Raw genomic sequence first — 22,927 nt, 5'->3', positions numbered from 1 at the left:
AATCCGATAAAACGAGCACGCCGAATAAGCACCGAGCCGCACCGCGCAAAGCGAAACGACCGGCACGAACCGGAAGTGTGTTTCAGAGGATTGGCCGCCCCGGGACCGTCCGCGCCGATGCGTGTCCGGTGCTCCCTGCCAGGCAGCTCGAAGAACTGTACGCGCTTCGGCGGCCCGATGCAAACGGCGAGCAAAAGGGCTGGCCGGCCCCGAGGAGGAGGCCGGCCAGCCCGATGAGCGAGGGGTGCGCTGCGGAGGGTCCCGCAGCGAGCCCGCGCTCAGCTGTTGGTGGGGAACCCGAGGTTGATGCCGCCGTGCGACGGGTCCAGCCAGCGCTGGGTCACGGCCTTGCCGCGGGTGAAGAAGTGCACGCCGTCCGGTCCGTAGGCGTGGGTGTCGCCGAAGAGCGAGGCCTTCCAGCCGCCGAAGGAGTAGTAGGCGACCGGGACGGGGATCGGCACGTTGATGCCCACCATGCCGACCTCGACCTCGAACTGGAAGCGCCGGGCGGCGCCGCCGTCGTTGGTGAAGAGCGCGGTGCCGTTGCCGTAGGGGTTGGCGTTGATGAGCGCCAGGCCCTCCTCGTAGGAGGCGACGCGCACGACCGACAGGACGGGGCCGAAGATCTCGTCGTTGTACACGGACATGCCGGGCTTCACGTGGTCGAACAGCGTGGGACCGAGCCAGAAGCCGTCCGCGGTGGGAGCGCCGTTCCGGTCCTCCGTGGTGATCGGGTGCTTGCGGCCGTCCACCACGAGCTCGGCGCCGTCCGCGAGGCCGGACTCGACGTAGGAGGTGACCTTGTCGCGGTGCTGGCCGGTGACCAGCGGGCCCATCTCGGAGTCACCGTTGCAGCCGGGGCCCACCTTGAGTGCGGCGATGCGCTGCTTGATCTTGTCGACCAGTTCGTCGCCGATCGGGTCGACGGCGACCAGCACGGAGACGGCCATGCAGCGCTCACCGGCCGCACCGAAGCCGGCGTTGACGGCGGCGTCCGCGGCGAGGTCCAGGTCGGCGTCCGGCAGGACCAGCATGTGGTTCTTGGCACCGCCCAGGGCCTGCACCCGCTTGCCGTACCGAGTGCCGGTCTCGTAGACGTAGCGGGCGATCGGCGTGGAACCGACGAAGCTGACGGACTTGATGTCCGGGTGCTCCAGCAGGCGGTCGACGGCCACCTTGTCACCGTGCACGACGTTGAAGACGCCGTCCGGCAGCCCGGCCTCCTTCCACAGCTCGGCCAGGAAGTTGGCGGCCGACGGGTCCTTCTCCGAGGGCTTCACCACGACGGTGTTGCCGGCCGCGATGGCGATCGGGAAGAACCACATCGGCACCATGGCCGGGAAGTTGAACGGCGAGATGATCGCGACCGGACCGAGCGGCTGGCGGATCGAGTAGACGTCGATGCCGGTGGAGGCCTGCTCGGTGAAGCCGCCCTTGAGCAGCTGCGGGATGCCGCAGGCGTACTCGACGACCTCCAGACCGCGGGCGATCTCACCGAGCGCGTCCGAGTGCACCTTGCCGTGCTCGGACACGATGATCGAGGCCAGCTCGTCCCGGCGGGCGTTCAGCAGCTCCCGGAAGGCGAACAGCACCGTGGTCCGCCTGGCCACCGAGGCGGTGCGCCAGTCGGCGAAGGCCGAGGCGGCGGCGGCCACGGCCTGGTCGACCTCGACGATCCCGGCGAAGTCGACCTGGCCGGAGACCTGACCGGTGGCCGGGTCGAAGACGTCACCGCGTCGGGGCGCCGCACCGGCCGTGGGGACCGGCTTGCCGCCGATCCAGTGAATGATGTGCTTGCTCAAGGTCCGTCTGCCTCCGAAGTCGCGGGCGGCGTCCTGCCACCGGTCCGGTCTGGCGCCGCCCGCAACAGGGGTGGGGCGACGGGAAATCACGGGGCTACCGCGCTCGTCTCCAGTCTGGCGGCCGCTCCGGCCGGGCTCAACGACCAGGCTGACGGGGATCGAGGATTCAGCCTTACAGGTCGTCCGGTCGCTGCTCCGGGTGCGCGGATCGATCCGAATGCGTGGATCCGGATGCGCGGATCCGGATGCGTGGGATCCGGAGCCACCCGCTCAGGACTCCTCGTCCTCCAGGTACGGGTCGTGCAGCCCGTCCGCCGCCTCCTGGGTCTCCAGCAGGTCCAGCCGCAGGTCCTGGGCCCAGGCCAGTGCCCACCGCTTCAGCCCGTCCACCGCTCCCACCTCGACGCCGCGGGCGCGGAACCGGCCGTCCGCGGCCTCGGCCAGCGTCTCCAGCCGGTCGGCGAGCGCCGCGGGCTGGAACTCCGGGTCCAGTTCGCCCGCCAGCGCGAGCAGCTCGCCCTCCCGGTAGTAACGGGTGAGGGCGTGCACGTCGATCAGGTCGCGCGGCATTCCCCGGTCGACCAGCAGCGCGGTGGTGAGCGCCGCCGCGTCCTCCAGGGCGGCCACCGGCAGCACCACCGGCGGCTCGTCGGCGCCCGGGGCTCCCAGATCGAGCCGGACCGGCCGGTGGCCGAGCGGTTCCTTGCGCAGCTCCACCGAGTGGGTGCGCCCGCCCAGCGCCAGCCGTACGGCCAGCTGCTCCAGGCGGGGCGTCCCGGGTCGATCGACGACTCCGCCGCCGGCCGCGCGGTAGGCCCCGGCCAGCTCGGCGGCCACCTCCGGCAGCTCGGCGTCGACGGTCACCAGGGTGAGCCCGTCCTGCGGGCAGGCCGCGACTCCGTGGGCGCGCAGGGCGTGCCCACCGGCCAGCGCGAGCCCTGCCCGGGCGCAGAGGGGTGCGGCCACCGCGGCCAGGCGCAGCTGGGCGGGGCCCGGCTGGAGCGGGGAGTCGACGGTGTGGGGGGCGGTGGTCACGCCTCCAGTCTGACGCGGCCGGCCACCCGGCGCGTCCTGCGGCAGCCTCACGGTCCGCGGCAGCCTCACGGTCCGCGGCGGGCACGGTCCGCAGCGGGCACGGTCCGCGGCGGGCACGGCCGTTCGCGTGAGCGCTACCAGCCGGCGAGCCCGGCCGCTGCCTCGTGCAGGGCGAGCTCCAGCAGCACCGGGTCGTTGAGCCGGCCGGAGCCGTCGGGCGGGACGAGCCAGCGCACGCCCCGGTCATCGCGCTCGGGGTGCGGCACGATGACCCAGGTGCCCTCCCCGGCGGTGCGCACTCCGGTGCCGACCCAGCGGGCGGCGGTGCCGACCGGCACCAGGAAGCTGACGTGCTCGTCCCCGGCGTCGGTGAGCACCGGGCCGCAGAAGCCGGCGCCGAGGACGTCCAGCGCGGGGCGCCCGAGCGGCCCGGGGACGGCGAGGACGTCCCAGCGGCGCCCGGCCGGTAGCAGTACCAGGCCCAGCCCGGTGCGTTCCCACTCCGCCCGGAAGGCCTCCGGGTCCGGTGCCACCTGGGCGAGCCAGTGCAGTCCGGTGCTCTCCATGTCGTGTCCCCGCTTCTCGCCGTTCGTCCTGCTCGGAGGCGGCGGGACAGACTGGGACCCGCCGTCACCATGGAGAGGCGGACGACGGGTCCCTCTTACACGCATCGCATGACTCGGATCACGGGCCCGGACCGAAGGCCCGGACAAAAGCCCGGGTCCCATGGCCCGGACAAAGGCCCGGATCACGCGGCCCGGTTCGCGCGGCCCGGGTCACGCGGCTCGGTTCACGCGGCCCGGTTCGCGCGGCCCGCCCGCGCCCAGCGCGACGGCGACACGGGTCAGCTGTCGAAGCCGAGCCCCAGCCGGTCGAGCGTGCGCAGCCACAGGTTGCGGTGGCCGCCGTTGCGGTCGGCCCGCTCCAGCGAGCGGGTGGTGATCTCGATCCCGGCCCAGCGCACCGGCTCCGGCGGGAACGGCAGCGGCTTGGAGCGCACCATGTCCAGGGAGGTGCGCTCGGTGCGCTCGCCCGCGAGCAGGTCGAGCATCACCTCGGCGCCGAAGCGGGTCGCGCCGACGCCGAGCCCGGTGTAGCCGGTCGCGTGGGCGACCTTGCCCCGGTACGCGGTGTCGAAGAACGCGGAGAACCGGCTGCAGGTGTCGATGGCGCCGCCCCAGGCGTGGGTGAAGCGCAGCCCCTCCAGCTGCGGGAAGCAGCGGAAGAAGTGGTTCGCCAGGGTGCGGAAGGTCTCCGGTCGCTGGTCGTACTCCTGCCGGACGTGGCCGCCGTAGTGGTAGACGGCGTCGTAGCCGCCCCAGAGGATGCGGTTGTCGGCGGAGAGCCGGAAGTAGTGGAACTTGTTGGCGCTGTCGCCGAGCCCCTGCCGGCCGCGCCAGCCGATGGCGGCGAGCTGCTCGTCGCTGAGCGGCTCGGTCATCAGCGCGTAGTCGTACACCGGAACGATGTACGGGCGGACGCGCTTGAGCAGGGACGGGAAGACGTTGGTGCCGAGCGCGACGCGGCGGGCGAACACCCGCCCGTAGGGGGTGCGGACGGCCATGCCGCTGCCGTGCTCCCGCAGGTCGGTGGCCCGGGTGTGCTCGTGGATCCGGACGCCCTGGCTCAGGCAGGCGTCCTTGAGGCCCCAGGCGAGCTTGGCGGGGTGGACCATCGCCACGCCCTCCTTGTCCCAGAGCCCGCCGAGGAAGGTCGGCGAGTCCACCTCGGCGCGCAGCTGGTCGGCGTCCAGGACGGTGATGTCGAAGCCGTAGCGGGCCACCGCCTCGGCGATCTCGTGCAGCTCCTCGACCTGGTGGGGCTGGGTGGCGACGTCGATCTCGCCGGTGCGCTCCCACTCCGCGTCGATGCCGTAGCGCTTGAGGGTGGCCTCGATGCCGTCGAGGTTGGCGGCACCGAGGCGTTCCAGCTGGGCGAGTTCGGCGGGCCAGCGCTGCAGGCCGTTGCCGAAGCCGTGGGTGAGGCTGGCCGCGCAGAATCCGCCGTTGCGCCCGGACGCGGCCCACCCGACCTCGTTGCCCTCCACCAGGACGACGTCCAGTGAGGGATCGCGTTCCTTGGCGATCAGGGCGGTCCACAGGCCGGAGTAGCCGCCGCCGACGACCAGCAGGTCGCAGGTGGTGTCGCCGACGAGGGCGGGCAGCGCCGCCGGCCGGCCGGGGTCCTCCAGCCAGAAGGGGGTGGGCCTGGCGTCACTGAGTGCGCGGGCGGAGTCCATGCATTATCAGCCACTTTCTGCGAATAGATGACGGTTGCGGGTCACCGCTTGCCGACCGTGCGCGGGGTCGTGGGCGGGCGGCGCGTCAGGCGGTCGCCTTCCGGCGGTTGCCGAGCCACTGCCCCGCGACGGTCAGCGCGACGGCGGCGACGAACATCGCGGTGCCGATGACGTTCACCTGCACCGGGATGCCGCGTTGCGAGGCGCCCCAGACGAACATCGGGAAGGTGACCGTGGTCGGGCCCGAGTTGAACTGGGTGATGATGAAGTCGTCGAAGGACAGCGCGAAGCTGAGCAGCGCGCCGGCCGCGATGCCGGGAGCGGCCAGCGGCAGGGTGACCCTCAGGAAGGTCTGGGTCGGGGTCGCGTAGAGGTCCTGGGCGGCCTGTTCGAGCCTCGGGTCCATGCTCATCACGCGCGCCTTGACCGCCGTCACCACGAAGCTGAGGCAGAACATGATGTGCGCGATGAGGATGGTGGTGAAGCCGAACGGGATGCGCATGTTGAGGAACAGTGTGCCCAGCGAGGCGGCCATGACCACCTCGGGCATGGCCATCGGCAGGAAGATCATCGCGGTGGTCGCCGAGCGGCCGCGGAAGCGGTAGCGGGCGAGTGCGAAGGCGACCATGGTGCCGAGCACGGTGGCGCCGATGGTGGCGAGCACCGCGATCTGCAGGCTGAGCGAGAGCGACTGGCACATGTCGGCCACGCCGCAGGGGTTGGTCCAGGCGTCGGTGGAGAACTCGTTCCACTCGTAGTTGAACTTGCCGGCCGGCTTGTTGAACGAGAAGGCCAGCACGACCAGGTTGGGCAGCACCAGGTAGGCGAGGGCCAGCAGGCCGGCGAGCACCACCAGGTGGGCGCGGACCCACTTCAGAATCCGGGACATCAGACCAGTTCCTCCGTCCCGGCCTTGCGCATGTAGACCGTCACCATGCCCAGGATCAGGGCCATCAGGATGAAGCTCAGCGCGGCGGCCGTGGGGTAGTCGAGCACGTTCAGGAACTGCTTCTGGATGCCGTTGCCGACCATCTGCTCGCTCGGCGAGCCGAGCAGCTGGGCGTTGATGTAGTCGCCGGACGCGGGGATGAAGGTGAGCAGGGTGCCCGCGACCACGCCGGGCAGCGAGATCGGGAAGGTGACCTTGCGGAAGGTGGTGAACGGCCGGGCGTAGAGGTCGCCGGCCGCCTCGTGCAGCCGGGGGTCCATCCGCTCCAGCGAGGTGTACAGCGGCAGGATCATGAACGGCAGGAAGTTGTAGGTCAGGCCGCAGACCACGGCGAGCGGGGTGGCCAGCACCCGGTCCCCGGAGGTGAGGCCGAGCGCGTTGGTGACGTCCAGGACGTGCAGGGTGCCGAGCGCGCCGACCACCGGGCCGCCGTCGGACAGGATGGTCTTCCAGGCCAGCGTGCGGATCAGGAAGCTGGTGAAGAACGGCGCGATCACCAGGATCAGGATGACGTTGCGCCAGCGCCGGTTCGCCTTGAAGGCGATGGTGTACGCGAGCGGGTAGCCGATGGCCAGGCAGAGCACGGTGGCGATCGCCGCGTAGGAGAACGAGCGGACGAAGTGCCACTTGTACTCGACCAGGGCGTCCCAGTAGGTCGAGACGTGCCAGGTGACCTTGAAGCCCGCCTCGAGCGAGCCGGTCTGCAGCGAGGTGGACGCCTGGTACACCATCGGCACGGCGAAGAAGACGACCAGCCAGGCGATGCCGGGCAGCAGCAGCCAGTACGGGGTGAGCCTGCGCCTGGGCTTCGGCTCCGCCGGGGGCAGCGGCTCGCGGCCCGGGGGGACGGCCTGGGCCGGCGCGGCCGGGGTGGCGGCGGTCATGCGGCCTCCTCCGCGGTGCCCGCGTCGATCGCCTGCGAGGCGTCCAGGGCGAAGGAGTGCGCCGGGTTCCAGTGCAGGAGCACCCCGGCGCCGGGGACGATCCGGGCGTCGCGCTCCATGTTCTGCTCGAAGACGGTGACCTCCTGGCCGCCGTCGGTGCGCACCAGGTACTGGGTGGAGACGCCGATGAAGCTGGAGTCGACGACGGTGCCGGCCAGCGCGTTGCGCCCCTCGGAGACCGTCCCGGAGCCGTGGGTGATGGTGATCTTCTCCGGGCGCACGCCGAGGTGGACCCGCTTGGCGTCGGTGGCGCAGCGCGCCTTCGGCACGGCGAGGCGGGTGCCGCCCACGGTGACCAGCAGGTCCTCGCCGGCGCTGCCGGTGACCTCGGCGGGCAGCAGGTTGGACTGGCCGAGGAAGTTGGCCACGAAGGTGCTGGCGGGGTTCTCGTACAGCTCGGCGGGCGCGCCCAGCTGCTCGACCCGGCCGCCGTTCATCACCGCGATGGTGTCGGCCATCGTCATGGCCTCCTCCTGGTCGTGGGTGACGTGCACGAAGGTGATGCCGACCTCGGTCTGGATCCGCTTGAGCTCCAGCTGCATCTGGCGGCGCAGCTTGAGGTCGAGGGCGCCGAGCGGCTCGTCCAGCAGCAGCACCTGGGGGTGGTTGATCAGCGCGCGGGCGACCGCGACGCGCTGCTGCTGGCCGCCGGAGAGCTGGTGGGGCTTGCGCCGGGCGTACTGGCCGAGCTCGACCAGTTCCAGCATGTCGTCGACCTGCTTCTTGACGTCCTTCTTCCCGCGCCGGCGCAGGCCGAAGGCGACGTTCTCGAAGATGTCCAGGTGCGGGAAGAGCGCGTAGCTCTGGAAGACGGTGTTCACCGGGCGCTTGTACGGGGGCAGGGCGGTGACGTCCTGGCCTCCGATCAGGACGGTGCCGCTGGTGGGCTCCTCCAGTCCGGCGATCATGCGCAGGGTGGTGGTCTTGCCGCAGCCGGAGGCGCCGAGCAGGGCGAAGAAGGAGCCCTGGGGGACGGTCAGGTCGAGCGGGTGGACGGCGGTGAAGGAGCCGTAGGTCTTGCCGATGCCGGTGAGGCGGACGTCGCCGCCGGCCGCGTCGCGCAGCTGGTCTGTCATGGGGTGTCTTCCTGGGTTTCTCTGCCGTGAGTGGGGGTCAGGCGCCGATGAGCTTGGAGAACTTCTGCTCGAAGTCGCTCTCCTCGCTCTCGGTGAGCGTGCGGAACACGTGTGCCTTGGCCGCCATCTCGGGGGTGGGTACGACCAGCGGGTTGGCCGCGCTGTCCGGGGCGAGGGAGGCGAGCTCGTCCTTCATCCCCGCGACGGCGGAGACGTAGCCGATGCCCGCGACCAGCTGCGCCGCGATCTTCGGCTGATAGTAGAAGTCGATCAGCTTTTCCGCGTTCGTCTTGTGCTGGGCCTTGGCCGGAACCAGCAGGTTGTCGGTCGAGGCGATGAAGCCCTGCTCGGGGACGACGAACTCGATGTCCGGGTTGTCCACGCGCAGCTGGATCAGGTCGCCGCCCCAGGCGACGCAGGCCGCGATGTCGCCGGAGGACAGCTCCTGGCCGTAGTCGTTGCCGGTGAAGCGGCGGATCTGCTTGCTGTCGACGGCCTTCTGCACCCGGGCGATCGCGGCGTCGTAGTCGTCGGCGGTGAACTTCGCCGGGTCCTTGCCCATGTCCAGCAGGACCATCCCGATGCTGTCGCGCATCTCCGACAGGAAGGTGACCCGGCCCTTCAGCTCGGGGTCGTCCAGCAGCTGGGAGACGCTGGTGACCTCCTTCCCCTTGGTCGCCTTCCGGTTGTAGGCCACGACGACCTGGATGCCGGCCCAGGGGTAGGAGTAGAGCCGCCCCGGGTCCCAGTCCGGGGCGCGGAAGCGCGGCTCGACGTTGGTGATCGCGGTGGTCACGTTCGCCGGGTCGAGCTTCTGCGCCCAGCCGAGCCGGATCAGCCGGGCGGCCATCCAGTCCGTGAGCACCATCAGGTCGCGGCCGGTGTCCTGGCCGGAGGCGAGCTGCGGCTTGATCTTGCCGAAGAACTCGACGTTGTCGTTGACGTCCTCGTTGTAGTTGACCTTGATGCCGGTGGCGGCGGTGAAGGCCTCCAGGGTGCCGTGCTTCTCCTTGTCCTTCTCGTCGGTGTCCACGTAGAGGGGCCAGTTGGAGAAGTTCACCACCTTCTCGCTCCCCGAGAGGTCCTTGGCGGCGTTCGCGGTGGAGTCGCCGGTCGCCCTGGAGGCGGCCGGGATGCCGCAGGCGGCCAGGGTGCCCGCTCCGGCGGTGAGGGCGGCGGCGCGCAGCAGGGTGCGGCGGCCGACCGCGGCCCGACCGCTGGTCAGACTGCGTTCCCAGGCCTTGCGGACGGGTTCGGGCAGACCGTCGGTGAGCTCGTTGAACGCCTTGAACGCCATGGAACGGGCCTCCTGGGGGAAGGAGGGTGCGTGGGGGGAGCACCCTGCCGAAGGGGTTATCTGTCTCCGAAGACGGTGCGGTGCCAGTCCTTGCGGGCGACCGCGGTGGTGTCGAACATGACGTGCTTGACCTGGGTGTACTCGTCCAGCGAGTACTGGGACATGTCCTTGCCGTAGCCGGAGGCCTTGTAGCCGCCGTGCGGCATCTCGCTGATGATCGGGACGTGGTCGTTGACCCAGACGCAGCCGGCGGCGATCTCCCGGGTGGCGCGCAGCGAGCGGTGCACGTTGCCCGTCCAGGCGGAGGCGGCCAGGCCGTACGGGGTGTCGTTGGCCAGCCGAAGGCCCTCGTCGTCGCCGTCGAAGGGCAGCACGACTAGTACCGGGCCGAAGACCTCGCCCTGGACCACCTCGCTGTCCTGGGGCGCGCCCGTGATCAGGGTCGGCGCGTAGTAGGCACCGCGGGTGAGGTCGGTGCCGTCGTGGCCCTTCTCCGGCGCGGCGCCGCCGGTGACGACGGTGGCGTAGGAGCGGGCGCGCTGCACGAATCCGGCCACCCGGTCCCGGTGGGCGTAGGAGACCAGCGGGCCGAGGTCGGTCCGGGGATCGCGCGGGTCGCCGATCCGGACGGTCGCGAACAGCTCGGCCACCCCGGCCACGAAGGCCTCGTACAGCGGGCGCTGGACGTAGGCCCGGGTGGCGGCGGTGCAGTCCTGGCCGCCGTTGATCAGCGAGGCGGCGACGGCGCCGTGCACCGCCGCGTCCAGGTCCGCGTCGTCGAAGACCACGAAGGGGGCCTTGCCGCCGAGTTCGAGGTGGGTGCGCTTGACGCTCGCGGTGGCCAGCTCGGCGACCCGCTTCCCGACGCCGGTGGAGCCGGTGAAGGAGACCATCGCGACGTCGGGGTGCGCGACCAGGTGCTCGCCCGCCGTGCGCCCGGCGCCGGTGACGACGTTGACGACGCCGTCCGGGATGCCCGCCTCGGTGCAGGCCCGGGCGAACATCAGCGAGGTCAGCGGGGTCAGCTCGGCCGGCTTGAGCACGATGGTGTTGCCCGCCGCCACGGCCGGGAGGATCTTCCAGGCGGCCATCTGCAGCGGGTAGTTCCACGGCGAGATCGAGCCGACCACGCCGATCGCCTCGCGCCGCACGTAGGAGGTGTGGTCGCCCGAGTACTCGCCGGCCGCCTTGCCCTCCAGGTTGCGGGCGGCGCCGGCGAAGAAGGCGGCGTTGTCGACGGTGCCGGGGACGTCGAACTCGGTGGCCAGCTTGACCGGCTTGCCGGTCTGCGCGGTCTCGATCCGGGCGAGGTCCTGCGCCGCGTCGGCCAGGACGGCGGCCAGCCGGGTGAGCGCCTCGGAGCGCGCGCCGGGGGTCGCGCGGGACCAGCCGGGCAGCGCGGCCTTCGCGGCGGCGACGGCGGTGTCCACGTCGGCGGCGGTGGCCAGGGCCACCTGCTCGACCACGCTGCCGTCGGCGGGGTTGACGACCTGGAAGGGTTCGCCGCCGCCCCGGGTCAGGCGGCCGGCGATGTACTGCGCGCCCGCGCCGAAATCGGTCAGGTCCATCTGGTTCCTCCAAGTGCCGGTGGGGACGACTGCGCGTGGCGGCGTCGCGCTCCGCGGGTAGCGGACTCCGCCGTGCCGGTCACTGGGGGTTGCGCGATCCTGACAGTCCGGCGGGTTGTGGGCAAGGGATTCCGCTGTTGCTTTCTGGTTACGCGACGGATTCCTGTGCGGGATCGGTTTTCCGCCACGGCTGACCCGCTGACCATGCCCGGTGTCGCCCGCGCGTGACAAGGGTCACTCCGCCAACGCCCGGCCGAAGCGCCTTACAGGGTGCAAGGGCCGCGACAGGGCGACAGGTCGTTGGGAGGATGGATCATTCACCTGACACCTTGACCGTCTGCCGCCCCGGCCGCCCCGCTTCCCCAGCCCCGCCGTCACCAGGAGGCCCGCGATGCTCCCCACCGTCGCCCGCGTACTCGACCTGGAGGTGATGCGCCGCGGCCTGCCCCAGGTGGTGGCCGGCGCCGACCGCCTGGAGCGGCCGGTCCGCTGGGTCCATGTGAGCGAGCTGCCCGACGTCGCCGGGATGCTCCAGGGCGGCGAGCTGGTGCTGACCACCGGCATCGCCCTGCCGGAGCAGCGCGAGGGCCTGGCCCGCTACGTCCGGGACCTGGACGAGGTCGGGGTGGCCGGGCTGGTGGTCGAGTTCGGCCGGCGCTACTTCGACTCCCTGCCGCGGGCCCTGGTGAACGCCGCCGAGCAGCGCGGACTGCCGCTGATCACGCTCCGCCGCGAGGTGCGCTTCGTCGCCGTCACCGAGGCCGTGCACGCCCTGGTGGTCAACGCCCAGCTGGAGCAGCTGCGGGTCTCCGAGTCGGTCCACCAGGTGTTCAACGAGCTGGTGGTGGAGGGCGCGGAGCCGTCCGAGGTGATCCGCCAGGTGGCCCGGATGGCGGGCGCGCCGGTGGTCCTGGAGAACCTGGCCCACCAGGTGCTCGCCCACGACACCGCCGGACGGCCGGAGGCCGAGCTGCTGGAGGACTGGGAGCGCCGTTCGCGCGGGGTCCGTCCGCCCGGTCGCACCGGACACGATCCGCGCAGCGGCTGGCTGGTGACCACCGTCGGAGCGCGGGGCCAGGACTGGGGCCGGCTGGTCCTGGTCCAGGAGCCGGGCCCGCTGCCCGAGGGAGAGCCGCACCCGCACGCCATGCTGCTGGAGCGCGGCGCCTCCGCGCTGGCGCTCAACCGGCTGGTGGTGCGCGACCGGGAGAGCCTGGAGCGGCAGACCCACCGCACCCTGCTCTCCGGCATCCTCACCCACGCGCTGACGGTCTCCGAGGCGGCGTTGCGCGCCCAGGCGCTCGGTGTCCCGCTGGAGGGCCGCCGGCTGGTCGGGGTGGTGCTGCGCCAGCGCCGCGGGCCGATCCCGGCCGCGCTGGAGGCGCAGGCCCGGTTGCGCGACTTCACCGAGCTGGCCGCCGACGCCGTCCGGGCCTGCCGGCTGTCCGCGCTGGTCGGCGCGCTGGACGACGACGGCGTGGGCCTGCTGATCGCGCTCGGCACCCAGCAGGACGAGCACGCGGCGCTGGACTCCTTCTCGGCCGCCCTGCGCCGGATGTCCGCCGAGGCCGGCCGGGAGGGCGCCGACGCCGCGGGCCCGGTGGTCGCGGTCGGCTCCTCGGTCGGCTCGGTCCGCGACGCCCGGCGCACCCTGCTGGAGGCCACCCAGGTCGCCGACGCCGCCCTGCACGACGCGCCCGGCGGCCGCACCGCCTCCTACTACCGGCTGCCCGACGTCCGGCTGCGGGGCCTGCTCCACCTGCTGCGCGACGACGCCCGCCTGCAGACCTACGTGGAACGCGAGCTGGGCCCGCTGTTGGCCCACGACGCCGAGCACAACGGCCAGTTGGTGCAGATGCTGCGGATCTACCTGGAACAGGGCCGGAACAAGTCGGCGGCGGCCGACGCCGCGCACCTGTCCCGGCCGTCCTTCTACGACCGGCTGCACAAGGTCGAGCGGATCCTCGGCGTCGACCTCGACCAGGTCGAGTCCTGCCTCTCCCTGCACGTCGCCCTGCTCGCCCTGGACGCCGTCCGGCGCTGAGGCCCTGGGATCGCACCCCGGTGACCGGACGCCGTCCGGCGCCGCGGCAGCATGCTCACACCCCGGTGATCCGCCCCCAGACCTTGTGCAGCCCGGGGCGCTCCGCCGAGGTGACGTCGCGCATCGTGTGCAGCCGGGCCCGCATCTCCTCGGTCGGGAAGACCAGCGGGTTCTCGGCGAGTTCGGCCTTCTCCTGGTCGCCGCTGGCCGCCAGCACGTCACGGGCGGCCGGCACCGGGCAGATGTACTGGACGGCCGCGGCGAGGTCGGCGGCCACTTCGGGCTGGTAGTAGTAGTCGATCAGCAGCTCGGCGTTGCGCTTGTGGACCGCCCGGTTGGGGATCATCAGGCTCTCCGCCCACAGCTCGCCGCCCTCCTCGGGCACCACGAAGGCGATGTCCGGGTTCTCGGCGGTGAGTTGGACGGCGTCACCGGAGTAGGCCTGGCAGGCCAGCGCCGCGCCGGAGGCGAGGTCGCTGGTGTAGTCGTTGCCGGTGAAGCGGCGCACGTGGCCGGTGTCGACCATCTTCTGCACCAGGTCCATCGCCCTGTTCGCGTCGTCGTCGTCGAACGTCGCGATGTCCGTGCCCTGGGAGAGCATCAGCAGCCCGAGCGCCTCGTCCAGCCCGGCGAACAGCGTCACCCGGCCCTTGAGGTCGGGCGCCCACAGGTCGGCGGTGGACTTGATCTCCCGGCCGAGCGCCTTGCGGTTGTACGCGATGCCGGTGATCCCGGACTGCCACGGCACGCTGCGCCGGCGCCCGGGGTCGAAGGCCGGGTTCGCGAGCTGGGGGTCCAGGTTGGCGGTGACGTTGGGCAGGTTGGCCCGGTCCATGGCCTGCACCCAGCCCAGCGAGACGTACCGCCCGGCCATCCAGTCGCTGATCACCATCAGGTCCCGGCCTGGGTCGGCGCCCTGGGTGAGCACCGGGCTGATCTTGCCGAAGAACTCGTCGTTGTCGTTGATGTCCTCGGTGTAGGTGACCGTGATCCCGGTCCGTGCGCTGAACGCGTCCAGGGTCGGGCGCCCGCCCTGGTCGTCGGTGTCGATGTACTGCGTCCAGTTGGAGAAGGCGAGCCGCTTATCGCTCTCCGAACGGTCCGGCGCCGAGCGGCGGTCCTCGGCGACGTACGCGGACGGGATCCCGCAGCCGGTCAGCGTGCCGGCCCCGAGCAGTGCGGCCCCGCCGAGCACGGAACGTCGGCGCAGGGATCGCGGGGCGGGCGAACGGCGGGTCAGGGTGGTGCTGCTGGGCATGGAGGGCCTTCCGGAGCGTGGGACGGCCCCGGGCACGCACGACACGGGTGCCCGGGGCCGTCCTGGTGTACGTCAGACAGTGTGCGCGTCGGTCAGCGACAGCACCTCGTCCAGCACCGCGAGGCCCGTCTTGGCCTCCTCCTCGGTGACGGTGCACGGCGGGACGACGTGGAAGCGGTTCATGTTGACGAACGGCCAGAGCCCGCGCTGCTTGCAGGCGGCGGCCAGCTCGGCCATCGGCGCGTTGGCGGCGCCGGCGGCGTTGTACGGGACGAGCGGCTCGCGGGTCGCCCGGTCCTTCACCAGGTCGAGCGCCCAGAACACGCCCAGACCGCGCACCTCGCCGATCGAGGGGTGCCGCTCGGCCAGTTCGCGCAGGCCGGGACCGAGCACCGTCTCGCCGATGTGCTTGGCGTTCTCGACGATGCGCTCCTCGGCCATGGCGTTGATGGTGGCCACGGCCGAGGCGCAGGCCAGCGGGTGCCCGGAGTAGGTGAGCCCGCCGGGGAAGGGGCGCTCGGCGAAGGTGGCGGCGATCTCGGTGCTGATCGCCACGCCGCCCAGCGGCACGTAACCGGAGTTGACGCCCTTGGCGAAGGTCAGCAGGTCCGGGGTGACGCCCCAGTGGTCGGCGGCGAACCACTCGCCGGTGCGCCCGAAGCCGGCCATCACCTCGTCCAGGATGAACACGATGCCGTAGCGGTCGCAGATCTCCCGGACCCCGGCCAGGTACCCCGCCGGCGGGATCAGGATGCCCGCGGTGCCGACCACCGTCTCCAGGATGACCGCCGCGACCGTGCCCGGTCCCTCGAACGCGATCACCTGCTCCAGGTGCTCCAGCGCCCGCTCGCACTCCTGCGCCTCGTTCTCGGCGTGGAAGTTGGAACGGTACGGGTACGGGCCCCAGAAGTGCACCACCCCGGAGACACCGGTCTCGTTGGCCCAGCGCCGGGGGTCGCCGGTGAGCGCGATCGCGTTGGCGGTGGCGCCGTGGTACGAGCGGTAGGTGGACAGCACCTTCTGCCGGCCGGTGTGCAGCCGGGCCAGCCGGATGGCGTTCTCGTTGGCCTCGGCGCCGCCGTTGGTGAAGAAGATCTTGTCCAGGTCGCCGGGCGTGCGCTCGGCGATCAGCCGGGCGGCCTCGCTGCGCGGCTCGACCGCGAAGCCGGGGGCGATGGTGCAGAGCTTCGCCGCCTGCTCCTGGATCGCGGCGACCACCTTCGGGTGCTGGTGGCCGATGTTGGTGTTGACCAACTGCGAGGAGAAGTCGAGGTAGCGGTTGCCGTCGTGGTCCCAGAAGTACGAGCCCTCGGCACCGGCCACCGCGAGGGGGTCGATCAGCGCCTGGGCGGACCACGAGTGGAAGACGTGCGCGCGGTCGGTGGCCTTGACGGCCTGGCCGGCAGCTGAGTCAGCGGTGGGGATGCTCATGCCGGTAAGGCTAGGGCGGGCCGCGCGCGAAGTGCAGGTTCATCCTGTCAGTCGGTCGCGCGATCCGTCGACAGGGTGCAAAGGCACCGGGCCCGGGGCGGAAAGCCCCGGGCCCGTTGTCAGTTCGTACGACCGGTACGACGCGTGCGGCCGGAGCCGGGCCGGCTCGCACGCGTACCGCGCTCGGCGGTCATGGGCCGCCGGGGGCTCAGATGGCCGTCATGACGTGCTTGACGCGGGTGTAGTCCTCGAAGCCGTAGGACGACAGGTCCTTGCCGTAGCCGGACTTCTTGAAGCCGCCGTGCGGCATCTCGGCCACCAGCGGGATGTGGGTGTTGATCCAGACGCAGCCGAAGTCCAGGCGGCGCGACATCCGCATGGCGCGGGCGTGGTCCTTGGTCCACACCGAGGAGGCCAGCGCGTACTCGACGCCGTTGGCGTACTCGACGGCCTGCTCCTCGTCGCTGAACTTCTGCACGGTGATGACCGGGCCGAAGACCTCGTTCTGGATGATCTCGTCGTCCTGCCGCAGGCCCGAGACGACGGTCGGGGCGTAGAAGTAGCCCTTGTCGCCGACCTGGTGGCCGCCGGCCTCGACCTTGGCGTGGGCGGGCAGCCGCTCGATGAAGCCGGCGACCTGCTTCAGCTGGTTGGCGTTGTTCAGCGGGCCGTACAGCACGTCCTCGTCGTCCACGCCGCCGGTCTTGGTCTCGGCCGCGGCCTTGGCCAGCGCCTCGACGAAGGCCTCGTGGATCGACTCGTGCACCAGCACGCGGGTGGCGGCGGTGCAGTCCTGGCCGGCGTTGAAGTAGCCCGCCACCGAGATGCCCTCGACGGCCTCGGCGATGTCGGCGTCCTCGAACACCACGACCGGGGCCTTGCCGCCCAGCTCCAGGTGGACGCGCTTGACGTCCTTGGAGGCCGACTCGGCGACCTGGATGCCGGCCCGGACCGAACCGGTGATGGAGGCCATCGCCGGGGTCTTGTGCTCGACCATCAGCCTGCCGGTCTCGCGGTCACCGCAGATGACGTTGAAGACGCCGGCCGGCAGGTCCATCTCCTTGAGGATGCCGCCGATGATCTCGGCCAGCAGCACGGTGGAGGCCGGGGTGGTGTCGGAGGGCTTCAGCACCACGGTGTTGCCCGCGGCGATGGCCGGGGCGAACTTCCACACGGCCATCATCATCGGGTAGTTCCACGGCGCGACCTGGGCACAGACGCCGACCGGCTCGCGGCGGACGATCGAGGTCATCCCGTCCATGTACTCACCCGCGGCCTTGCCCTCCAGCAGGCGGGCGGCACCGGCGAAGAAGCGGATCTGGTCCACCATCGGGCCGATCTCCTCGGAGAGGGTCAGCGCGCGGGGCTTGCCGGTGTTGCGCACCTCGGCGTCGACGATCTCGTCGGCCCGGGCCTCGACCGCGTCGGCGATCTTGAGCAGCAGCTTCTGCCGGGTGCTGGGGGTGGCATCGCGCCAGATCGGGAACGCGGCGGCGGCCGCGGCCATCGCCGCGTCCACGTCAGCGGCACCGGACAGCGGCGACGTCGCGTACACCTCGCCGGTGGTCGGGTCGACGATGTCGAGCGTGCGGCCGTCAGCCGCGTCGACGAGCTCACCGTTGATGTAGTTGCGCAGCGTGCGAAGGTCGCTCACGGGTCTCTCCTCGGGATGGGCCTGCGGCATTGCAGATTCCGGCGCCATGGTACGTCGGCGGGTCCGGCCGACGAAGGGGGCGCCGAGTGGCCGGGCCCGAAGCGGCGCGGTCCACTGGTGGCGGAACGCGCGCCGTCCTGCGGGGGCGCGCGCGTACCGTGCCAGAGTAGCCGCAAGACTGCCGTGATCGACAGCCTGACCCCCGATGCGCAATGAAATCCGCATGCGATTTCCAAGATCGCGACGAAATCAGCAGTTTCCAGGCTTGCGAACGACGGAGCGATCAGGCACAGTGGCGGCGTGGCCAACCGCGACCGGAACGCGAGCGTTCCCCTCGACGCCGCCTCCAAGGCGATCATCGAGCAGCTCCAGGAGGACGGGCGACGCCCGTACGCCGCCATCGGCAAGGCCGTCGGCCTGTCGGAGGCGGCCGTGCGGCAGCGCGTCCAGAAGCTGCTCGACCAGGGCGTGATGCAGATCGTCGCCGTCACGGACCCGCTCACCGTCGGCTTCACCCGCCAGGCGATGGTCGGCATCCGGGTCGAGGGCGACATCGAGCCCGTCGCCGACGCGCTGGCCGCCCTCGACGAGGTCGACTACGTCGTCTGCACCGCAGGCTCGTTCGACCTCCTGGCCGAACTGGTCTGCGAGGACGACGAGCACCTGCTCGAAATGATCAACAAGCGCATCCGCGCGCTTCCCGGCGTGCGGAGCACCGAGAGCTTCGTTTACCTGAAGCTCCGGAAACAGACCTACACCTGGGGCACCCGATGACAGCCGACCCGGCGCAGAAGGACCTTTCCAAGACCGCCTACGACCACCTGTGGATGCACTTCACCCGCATGTCGTCGTACGAGAACTCCCCCGTGCCGACCATCGTCAAGGGCGAGGGCACGTACATCTGGGACGACAAGGGCCGGAAGTACATCGACGGCCTGGCCGGCCTGTTCGTCGTGCAGGCCGGTCACGGCCGCACCGAGCTCGCCGAGGTCGCCGCCAAGCAGGCCAAGGAACTCGCGTTCTTCCCGATCTGGAGCTACGCGCACCCCAAGGCCGTCGAGCTGGCCGAGCGCCTGGCCAACTACGCCCCGGGCGACCTGAACAAGGTCTTCTTCTCCACCGGCGGCGGCGAGGCCGTCGAGACCGCCTGGAAGCTCGCCAAGCAGTACTTCAAGCTGATCGGCAAGCCGACCAAGTACAAGGTCATCTCCCGCGCCATCGCCTACCACGGCACCCCGCAGGGCGCGCTGTCGATCACCGGCCTGCCGGGCCTGAAGGCCCCGTTCGAGCCGCTGGTGCCGGGCACCCACAAGGCCCCGAACACCAACATCTACCGCGCCCCGCAGTACCTCGAGGGCCCCGACGGCACCGTCGACCCCGAGGCGTACGGCCGCTGGTGCGCCGACCAGGTCGAGGAGGCCATCCTCTTCGAGGGCCCCGAGACCGTCGCCGCCGTCTTCGTCGAGCCGGTGCAGAACGCCGGTGGCTGCTTCCCGCCGCCGCCCGGCTACTTCCAGCGCCTGCGCGAGATCTGCGACCGCCACGACGTGCTGCTGGTCTCGGACGAGGTCATCTGCGCCTTCGGCCGCCTGGGCACCATGTTCGGCGCCGACAAGTTCGGCTACGTGCCGGACATGATCACCTGCGCCAAGGGCATGACCTCGGGCTACTCCCCGATCGGCGCCACGATCATCTCGGACCGCATCGCCGAGCCGTTCTACAAGGGCGACAACACCTTCCTGCACGGCTACACCTTCGCCGGCCACCCGGTCTCCTCGGCCGTGGCGCTCGCCAACCTCGACATCTTCGAGCGCGAGGGCCTGAACCAGCACGTGCTCGACAACGAGTCGCGCTTCCTGAGCACCCTCAGCAAGCTGCGCGACCTGCCGATCGTCGGCGACGTCCGCGGCAACGGCTACTTCTACGGCATCGAGCTCGTGAAGGACAAGGTCACCAAGGAGACCTTCAACGAGGACGAGACCGAGCGCGTGCTCTACGGCTTCCTCTCCAAGGCCCTCTTCGACAACGGCCTGTACTGCCGTGCCGACGATCGCGGCGACCCGGTCGTCCAGCTGGCCCCGCCGCTGATCTCCGACCAGTCGACCTTCGACGAGATCGAGCAGATCCTGCGGACCAGCCTCACCGACGCGTGGGCGAAGCTCTGACCCCCTGAGCCCTCTTCCCCACCCTCCGCCGAAGGGCGGCCCCGCTCCCCGCGGGGCCGCCCTTCGGCGTCCGCATCCCCCCTCGACATCACAGTCGCACGACCAAACATGCCTGAATGCGGGTGATTTGCCCGTGATGGCCCAGTGCGCCGCAACCGCGCCAGGTCCCAGTCGTTCTAATCTGACGACTGTCATATCCCTGCGGCCACCCAGGATGGAAACCTCATGTCAGCGGCACCGCCTGACAACGACGTGCTGTGGGCCCGGGGGATCGTCAAGTCCCACTACGGCACCCCCGCGCTGCGCGGCATCTCGATCGGCGTCCGCGAGGGCGAGGTGCTCGCCGTCACCGGCCCCCGCGGCTCCGGCAAGAGCACCCTGCTCGGCTGCCTCTCCGCCCAACTCCCGGTCGACGACGGCGAGGTCTGGTTCAACAGCGCCCCCGTGCACACCCTCGGCCGGGCCGGCCGCGAACGGCTGCGCCGCGACCGCTTCGGCTTCGTCGGCTCCGAGCCCCACCTCGTCCCCGAACTGACCGCCCGTGAGAACGTCGCCCTGCCCCTGCTGCTCGCCGGGGCCGGCAACAAGGCCGCCTACACCGCCGCCGACGAGTGGCTGGAGCGCCTCGACGTCGGCGAGATCGGCCGCCACCGCCCCGACCGGCTGGTCCAGAGCCAGCGCCAGCGGATCGCCGTGGCCCGCGCCCTCGCCCCGCTGCCGACCGTCGTCTTCGCCGACGACCCCACCGCCCCGCTGCACCGCGAGGCCGCCGACCAGGTCCTGCGGATACTGACCAGCGCGGCCCGCTCGCACCAGCTCACCCTCGTCCTGGCCACCCACGACCCCGAGCTCGTCCGGTTCGCGGACCGCGCCGTCGCCCTCGTCGACGGACGGCTCACCGCCCCCGCCGCCCCCGTCCCGCGCGGCACCGCCCCGGGGACGAACGGTGCGTCCGCCGTCTCGGCCGTCCGCCGCTGACGACGCCCAGCCGCTGAAAGAGTCGACGTGTTCTACCTCCGTCTGGCCCGGGGCTACCGGGTGCCCGACCTCGGCCGCTGGCTGCTCACCGCCCTGGCCTCGGCCGTCGTCGCCGCCTTCCTGCTGCGCTCCCTCGGCCGGGCGCTGAGCGACCCGCTCGGCGACACCGACGCGCTGGTGCGGCTGCTGTGGTGCCTGCCGCCGCTGGCCGCCGTCGCCTGGTTCGCCGCCGTCGCCGCCCGCTCGGTGCCCGCCCGCCGGCCCGAACGGATCGCCGGCCTCACCGCCGCCGGAGCCGGCTCCCGCCGGATCCGCACCCTGATCGCCGGCGAGATCGCCCTCGCCTGCGCCCTCGGCAGCCTGCTCACCCTGCTGCTCTTCCTGGTGCTGCGCAACGACATCGCCGGGCCCTCGCTCGCCCCCGACCTCGGCATGGGGGTGCCGCTGCCGGCGGCCGCGCCCGTCACCCTGCTCGCCCTGGTCCCGCTCACCGCCGGCATCGCCGCCGCCTGCGCGGTACCCGTCCCCGACGCCTTGCCCGGCAGCCGCACCCCGTCCCCCAGCGGCTTCGGTGCCTGGCGGATCGCCCTGCCGATCGGCCTGGTGGTGATCGGCGCCGCGCTCGAACTCATCGCGCTGCGGCCCGGAGCCGCCGCCGACGGCCGCCCGATCCACCTGCCCGCCGGACTCGGCACGACCAGCACCGCCGCCCTCGGCGGCTGGGCCGCCAGCGCCCTCGGCCTCGCGCTGCTCACCGGACCACTGCTCGCCTGGACCGGACGGCTGCTCGCCCTGGGTCGGCCCACCCCGCTGCGGCTGCTCGCCGGCCGCGGCCTCACCGCCCAGGCCCGGCGTCTCGGCCCGCCGCTGGCCGTCCTCACCCTCGTCGTCGCGCTGGTGCTCACCACCATCCGCTACTGGATCGGCACGCCCGACAGCGCCGACGCGCTGCCCGCCGTCGAGGCCTGCCTGGTGCTCGGCTGCGCGGCCGCCGCGGTGGTCTCCCGACTGGCCGAGGTCCGCACCGACCGCCGCGAGGTCACCGACGCGCTGCTGCGCCTCGGCACCGCGCCGCGGCTGCTGGTCGGCGCGGTCGCGCTGCGCACCCTGGCGGTCGGCACCACGCTGCTGCTGACCGGCGGGGCCACCGCGGCGCTGGCGGCGGCCGGGCTGCGGTAGCGGGCTCCCCGGCGGCGGGTTCCGGCGCTACCGGCCTCGCGGGCGGCCTCCCCGGTCCAGCACCACGGGCGGCCTCCCGGGACAGCGCCTTCCCGGGTGGCCGCCGCCTTCGCGCTGGAGCTCAGCCGCGGTGGAGCTCAGCTCCGGCGGGGCTCAGCCGCGGTGGAGCTCAGCCGGCCGCGGCGAGCTGGCCGCAGGCGCCGTCGATCTCCTGGCCGCGGGTGTCGCGGACGGTCGTCGGCACGCCGTGCGCCTGGAGCCGGCGGACGAACTCGCGCTCGTCCTCGGGCCGCGAGGCCGTCCACTTCGAGCCCGGGGTCGGGTTCAGCGGGATCAGGTTGACGTGAACCCGGTGGTTCTTGATCAGTCGGCCGAGCAGGTCCGCGCGCCAGGCCTGGTCGTTGATGTCCTTGATCAGCGCGTACTCGATGGAGATCCGGCGGCCGGACTTCTCCGCGTAGTTCCACGCGGCGTCCAGTACCTCGTCGACCTTCCACCGGGTGTTCACCGGGACCAGCTCGTCGCGCAGCTCGTCGTCCGGGGCGTGCAGCGACAGCGCCAGGCGGCAGCTGAGGCCCTCGTCCGCCAGCCGGTTCATCGCCGGGACGAGGCCGACCGTGGAGACGGTGATGCCGCGCTGGGACAGGCCGAAGCCGTCCGGAGCCGGGTCGGTCAGCCGGCGGATCGCGGCCAGCACCCGGTTGTAGTTGGCCAGCGGCTCGCCCATGCCCATGAAGACCACGTTCGACAGCCGCGCCTCGCCGCCCGGGATCTCGCCGGCCTTGAGCGCGCGCATCCCGGCGGCGATCTGCTCGACGATCTCGGCGGTGGAGAGGTTGCGGGTCAGCCCGGCCTGGCCGGTGGCGCAGAACGGACAGTTCATGCCGCAGCCCGCCTGCGAGCTGATGCACATGGTGACCCGGTCCGGGTAGCGCATCAGCACCGACTCGACGAGGGTGCCGTCGAACAGCTTCCAGAGCGTCTTGCGCGTGGCGTCGTCGTCGCAGGAGACGTGCCGCACCACCGACATCAGCTCGGGCAGCAGGCTCTCGGTGAGCTTCTCCCGGCTGGCGGCCGGGATGTCCGTCCAGCTCGCCGGGTCGTTCGACATCCGGCCGAAGTAGTGGTTGGAGAGCTGCTTGGCGCGGAACGGCTGCTCGCCCAGCTCGGCGACGGCCTCCTTGCGCTCGGCGGGGCTGAGGTCGGCGAGGTGTCGCGGGGGCTTGGCGCCGCGCGGCGCGACAAACGTGAGTTCTCCGGGCTTAGGCATGGTCCATCCAGTGTCGCAGACGCGTGAGGGCCCCGGAC

Annotated in this window: 18 protein-coding genes; 5 read left to right on the top strand and 13 right to left on the bottom strand. The window is 71.9% G+C overall.

The window, feature by feature from the left end; genetic code table 11:
- Positions 1-278: 278 nt before the first annotated feature.
- The 9 genes from ABT247_RS18315 to ABT247_RS18275 all read right to left on the bottom strand — a co-directional run bounded on the left by ABT247_RS18315 (position 279) and on the right by ABT247_RS18275 (position 10,910).
- Positions 279-1,802, bottom strand: a complete 1,524-nt coding sequence (locus ABT247_RS18315; RefSeq protein WP_350743826.1) for a CoA-acylating methylmalonate-semialdehyde dehydrogenase — start codon at positions 1,800-1,802, stop codon at positions 279-281.
- Positions 1,803-2,072: 270 nt separating this feature from the next.
- Positions 2,073-2,837 carry a hypothetical protein gene (locus ABT247_RS18310; protein WP_350743825.1) on the bottom strand — a complete coding sequence of 255 codons (765 nt, stop codon included), beginning with the start codon at positions 2,835-2,837 and terminating at the stop codon, positions 2,073-2,075.
- 134 nt (positions 2,838-2,971) lie between these two features.
- On the bottom strand, positions 2,972-3,403 hold the full coding sequence (locus ABT247_RS18305; protein WP_350743824.1) for a hypothetical protein: 432 nt from the start codon (positions 3,401-3,403) through the stop codon (positions 2,972-2,974).
- 278 nt (positions 3,404-3,681) lie between these two features.
- Positions 3,682-5,076, bottom strand: coding sequence for an NAD(P)/FAD-dependent oxidoreductase (locus ABT247_RS18300; RefSeq protein ID WP_350743823.1), 1,395 nt, complete (start codon positions 5,074-5,076; stop codon positions 3,682-3,684).
- An 85-nt stretch (positions 5,077-5,161) separates the two neighbouring features.
- Positions 5,162-5,965 carry an ABC transporter permease gene (locus ABT247_RS18295; RefSeq protein WP_350743822.1) on the bottom strand — a complete coding sequence of 268 codons (804 nt, stop codon included), beginning with the start codon at positions 5,963-5,965 and terminating at the stop codon, positions 5,162-5,164.
- Positions 5,965-6,909, bottom strand: a complete 945-nt coding sequence (locus ABT247_RS18290) for an ABC transporter permease (RefSeq protein WP_350743821.1) — start codon at positions 6,907-6,909, stop codon at positions 5,965-5,967. Before ABT247_RS18290 ends, ABT247_RS18295 begins: the two co-directional genes overlap by 1 nt.
- On the bottom strand, positions 6,906-8,045 hold the full coding sequence (locus ABT247_RS18285; RefSeq protein ID WP_350743820.1) for an ABC transporter ATP-binding protein: 1,140 nt from the start codon (positions 8,043-8,045) through the stop codon (positions 6,906-6,908). The genes ABT247_RS18290 and ABT247_RS18285 overlap by 4 nt, the downstream gene beginning before the upstream one ends.
- 37 nt (positions 8,046-8,082) lie before the next feature.
- Entirely contained in the window at positions 8,083-9,342 is a 1,260-nt protein-coding gene (locus tag ABT247_RS18280; protein WP_350743819.1) for a polyamine ABC transporter substrate-binding protein, read from the bottom strand.
- Between the two features lie 56 nt (positions 9,343-9,398).
- Positions 9,399-10,910, bottom strand: a complete 1,512-nt coding sequence (locus ABT247_RS18275; RefSeq protein WP_350743818.1) for a gamma-aminobutyraldehyde dehydrogenase — start codon at positions 10,908-10,910, stop codon at positions 9,399-9,401.
- A gap of 391 nt (positions 10,911-11,301) precedes the next feature.
- Here ABT247_RS18275 and ABT247_RS18270 point away from each other — a divergent pair, with 391 nt between their 5' ends.
- Positions 11,302-12,954 carry a PucR family transcriptional regulator gene (locus ABT247_RS18270; protein WP_350743817.1) on the top strand — a complete coding sequence of 551 codons (1,653 nt, stop codon included), beginning with the start codon at positions 11,302-11,304 and terminating at the stop codon, positions 12,952-12,954.
- A gap of 55 nt (positions 12,955-13,009) precedes the next feature.
- Here ABT247_RS18270 and ABT247_RS18265 read toward each other — a convergent pair whose 3' ends face one another.
- From ABT247_RS18265 to ABT247_RS18255, 3 genes are all read right to left on the bottom strand, one after another.
- Positions 13,010-14,212 (bottom strand): polyamine ABC transporter substrate-binding protein, encoded by a 1,203-nt coding sequence (locus ABT247_RS18265; RefSeq protein ID WP_350743816.1) that lies wholly within the window; start codon positions 14,210-14,212, stop codon positions 13,010-13,012.
- A 72-nt stretch (positions 14,213-14,284) separates the two neighbouring features.
- Positions 14,285-15,643, bottom strand: coding sequence for an aspartate aminotransferase family protein (locus ABT247_RS18260; protein ID WP_350743815.1), 1,359 nt, complete (start codon positions 15,641-15,643; stop codon positions 14,285-14,287).
- Positions 15,644-15,851: 208 nt separating this feature from the next.
- Positions 15,852-17,327: a gamma-aminobutyraldehyde dehydrogenase gene (locus ABT247_RS18255; protein ID WP_350743814.1), complete on the bottom strand. Its 1,476-nt coding sequence runs from the start codon at positions 17,325-17,327 to the stop codon at positions 15,852-15,854.
- A 270-nt stretch (positions 17,328-17,597) separates the two neighbouring features.
- Here ABT247_RS18255 and ABT247_RS18250 point away from each other — a divergent pair, with 270 nt between their 5' ends.
- The 4 genes from ABT247_RS18250 (at position 17,598) to ABT247_RS18235 (ending at position 21,619) form a co-directional block, all read left to right on the top strand.
- A complete protein-coding gene (locus ABT247_RS18250; protein ID WP_030306695.1) occupies positions 17,598-18,071 on the top strand; it encodes an Lrp/AsnC family transcriptional regulator in 474 nt (157 codons plus the stop codon).
- A complete protein-coding gene (locus ABT247_RS18245; protein WP_350743813.1) occupies positions 18,068-19,462 on the top strand; it encodes an aspartate aminotransferase family protein in 1,395 nt (464 codons plus the stop codon). The genes ABT247_RS18250 and ABT247_RS18245 overlap by 4 nt, the downstream gene beginning before the upstream one ends.
- A 225-nt stretch (positions 19,463-19,687) precedes the next feature.
- The gene (locus tag ABT247_RS18240) at positions 19,688-20,440 is read left to right on the top strand and encodes an ABC transporter ATP-binding protein (RefSeq protein WP_350743812.1); all 753 of its coding nucleotides are present in this window, start codon (positions 19,688-19,690) and stop codon (positions 20,438-20,440) included.
- Between the two features lie 27 nt (positions 20,441-20,467).
- Complete coding sequence (locus tag ABT247_RS18235) at positions 20,468-21,619, top strand: hypothetical protein (RefSeq protein WP_350743811.1); 1,152 nt, start codon at positions 20,468-20,470, stop codon at positions 21,617-21,619.
- Positions 21,620-21,788: 169 nt separating this feature from the next.
- Here the strand turns inward: ABT247_RS18235 and rlmN are convergent, their stop codons facing one another.
- The gene (gene rlmN / locus ABT247_RS18230; RefSeq protein ID WP_350743810.1) at positions 21,789-22,889 is read right to left on the bottom strand and encodes a dual-specificity RNA methyltransferase RlmN; all 1,101 of its coding nucleotides are present in this window, start codon (positions 22,887-22,889) and stop codon (positions 21,789-21,791) included.
- Positions 22,890-22,927 lie beyond the last annotated feature (38 nt).

It is taken from the genome of Kitasatospora sp. NPDC001539 (assembly GCF_040298565.1).
Classification (GTDB): Bacteria; Actinomycetota; Actinomycetes; order Streptomycetales; family Streptomycetaceae; genus Kitasatospora.
This window is presented reverse-complemented; position numbering and strand designations above follow the sequence as displayed.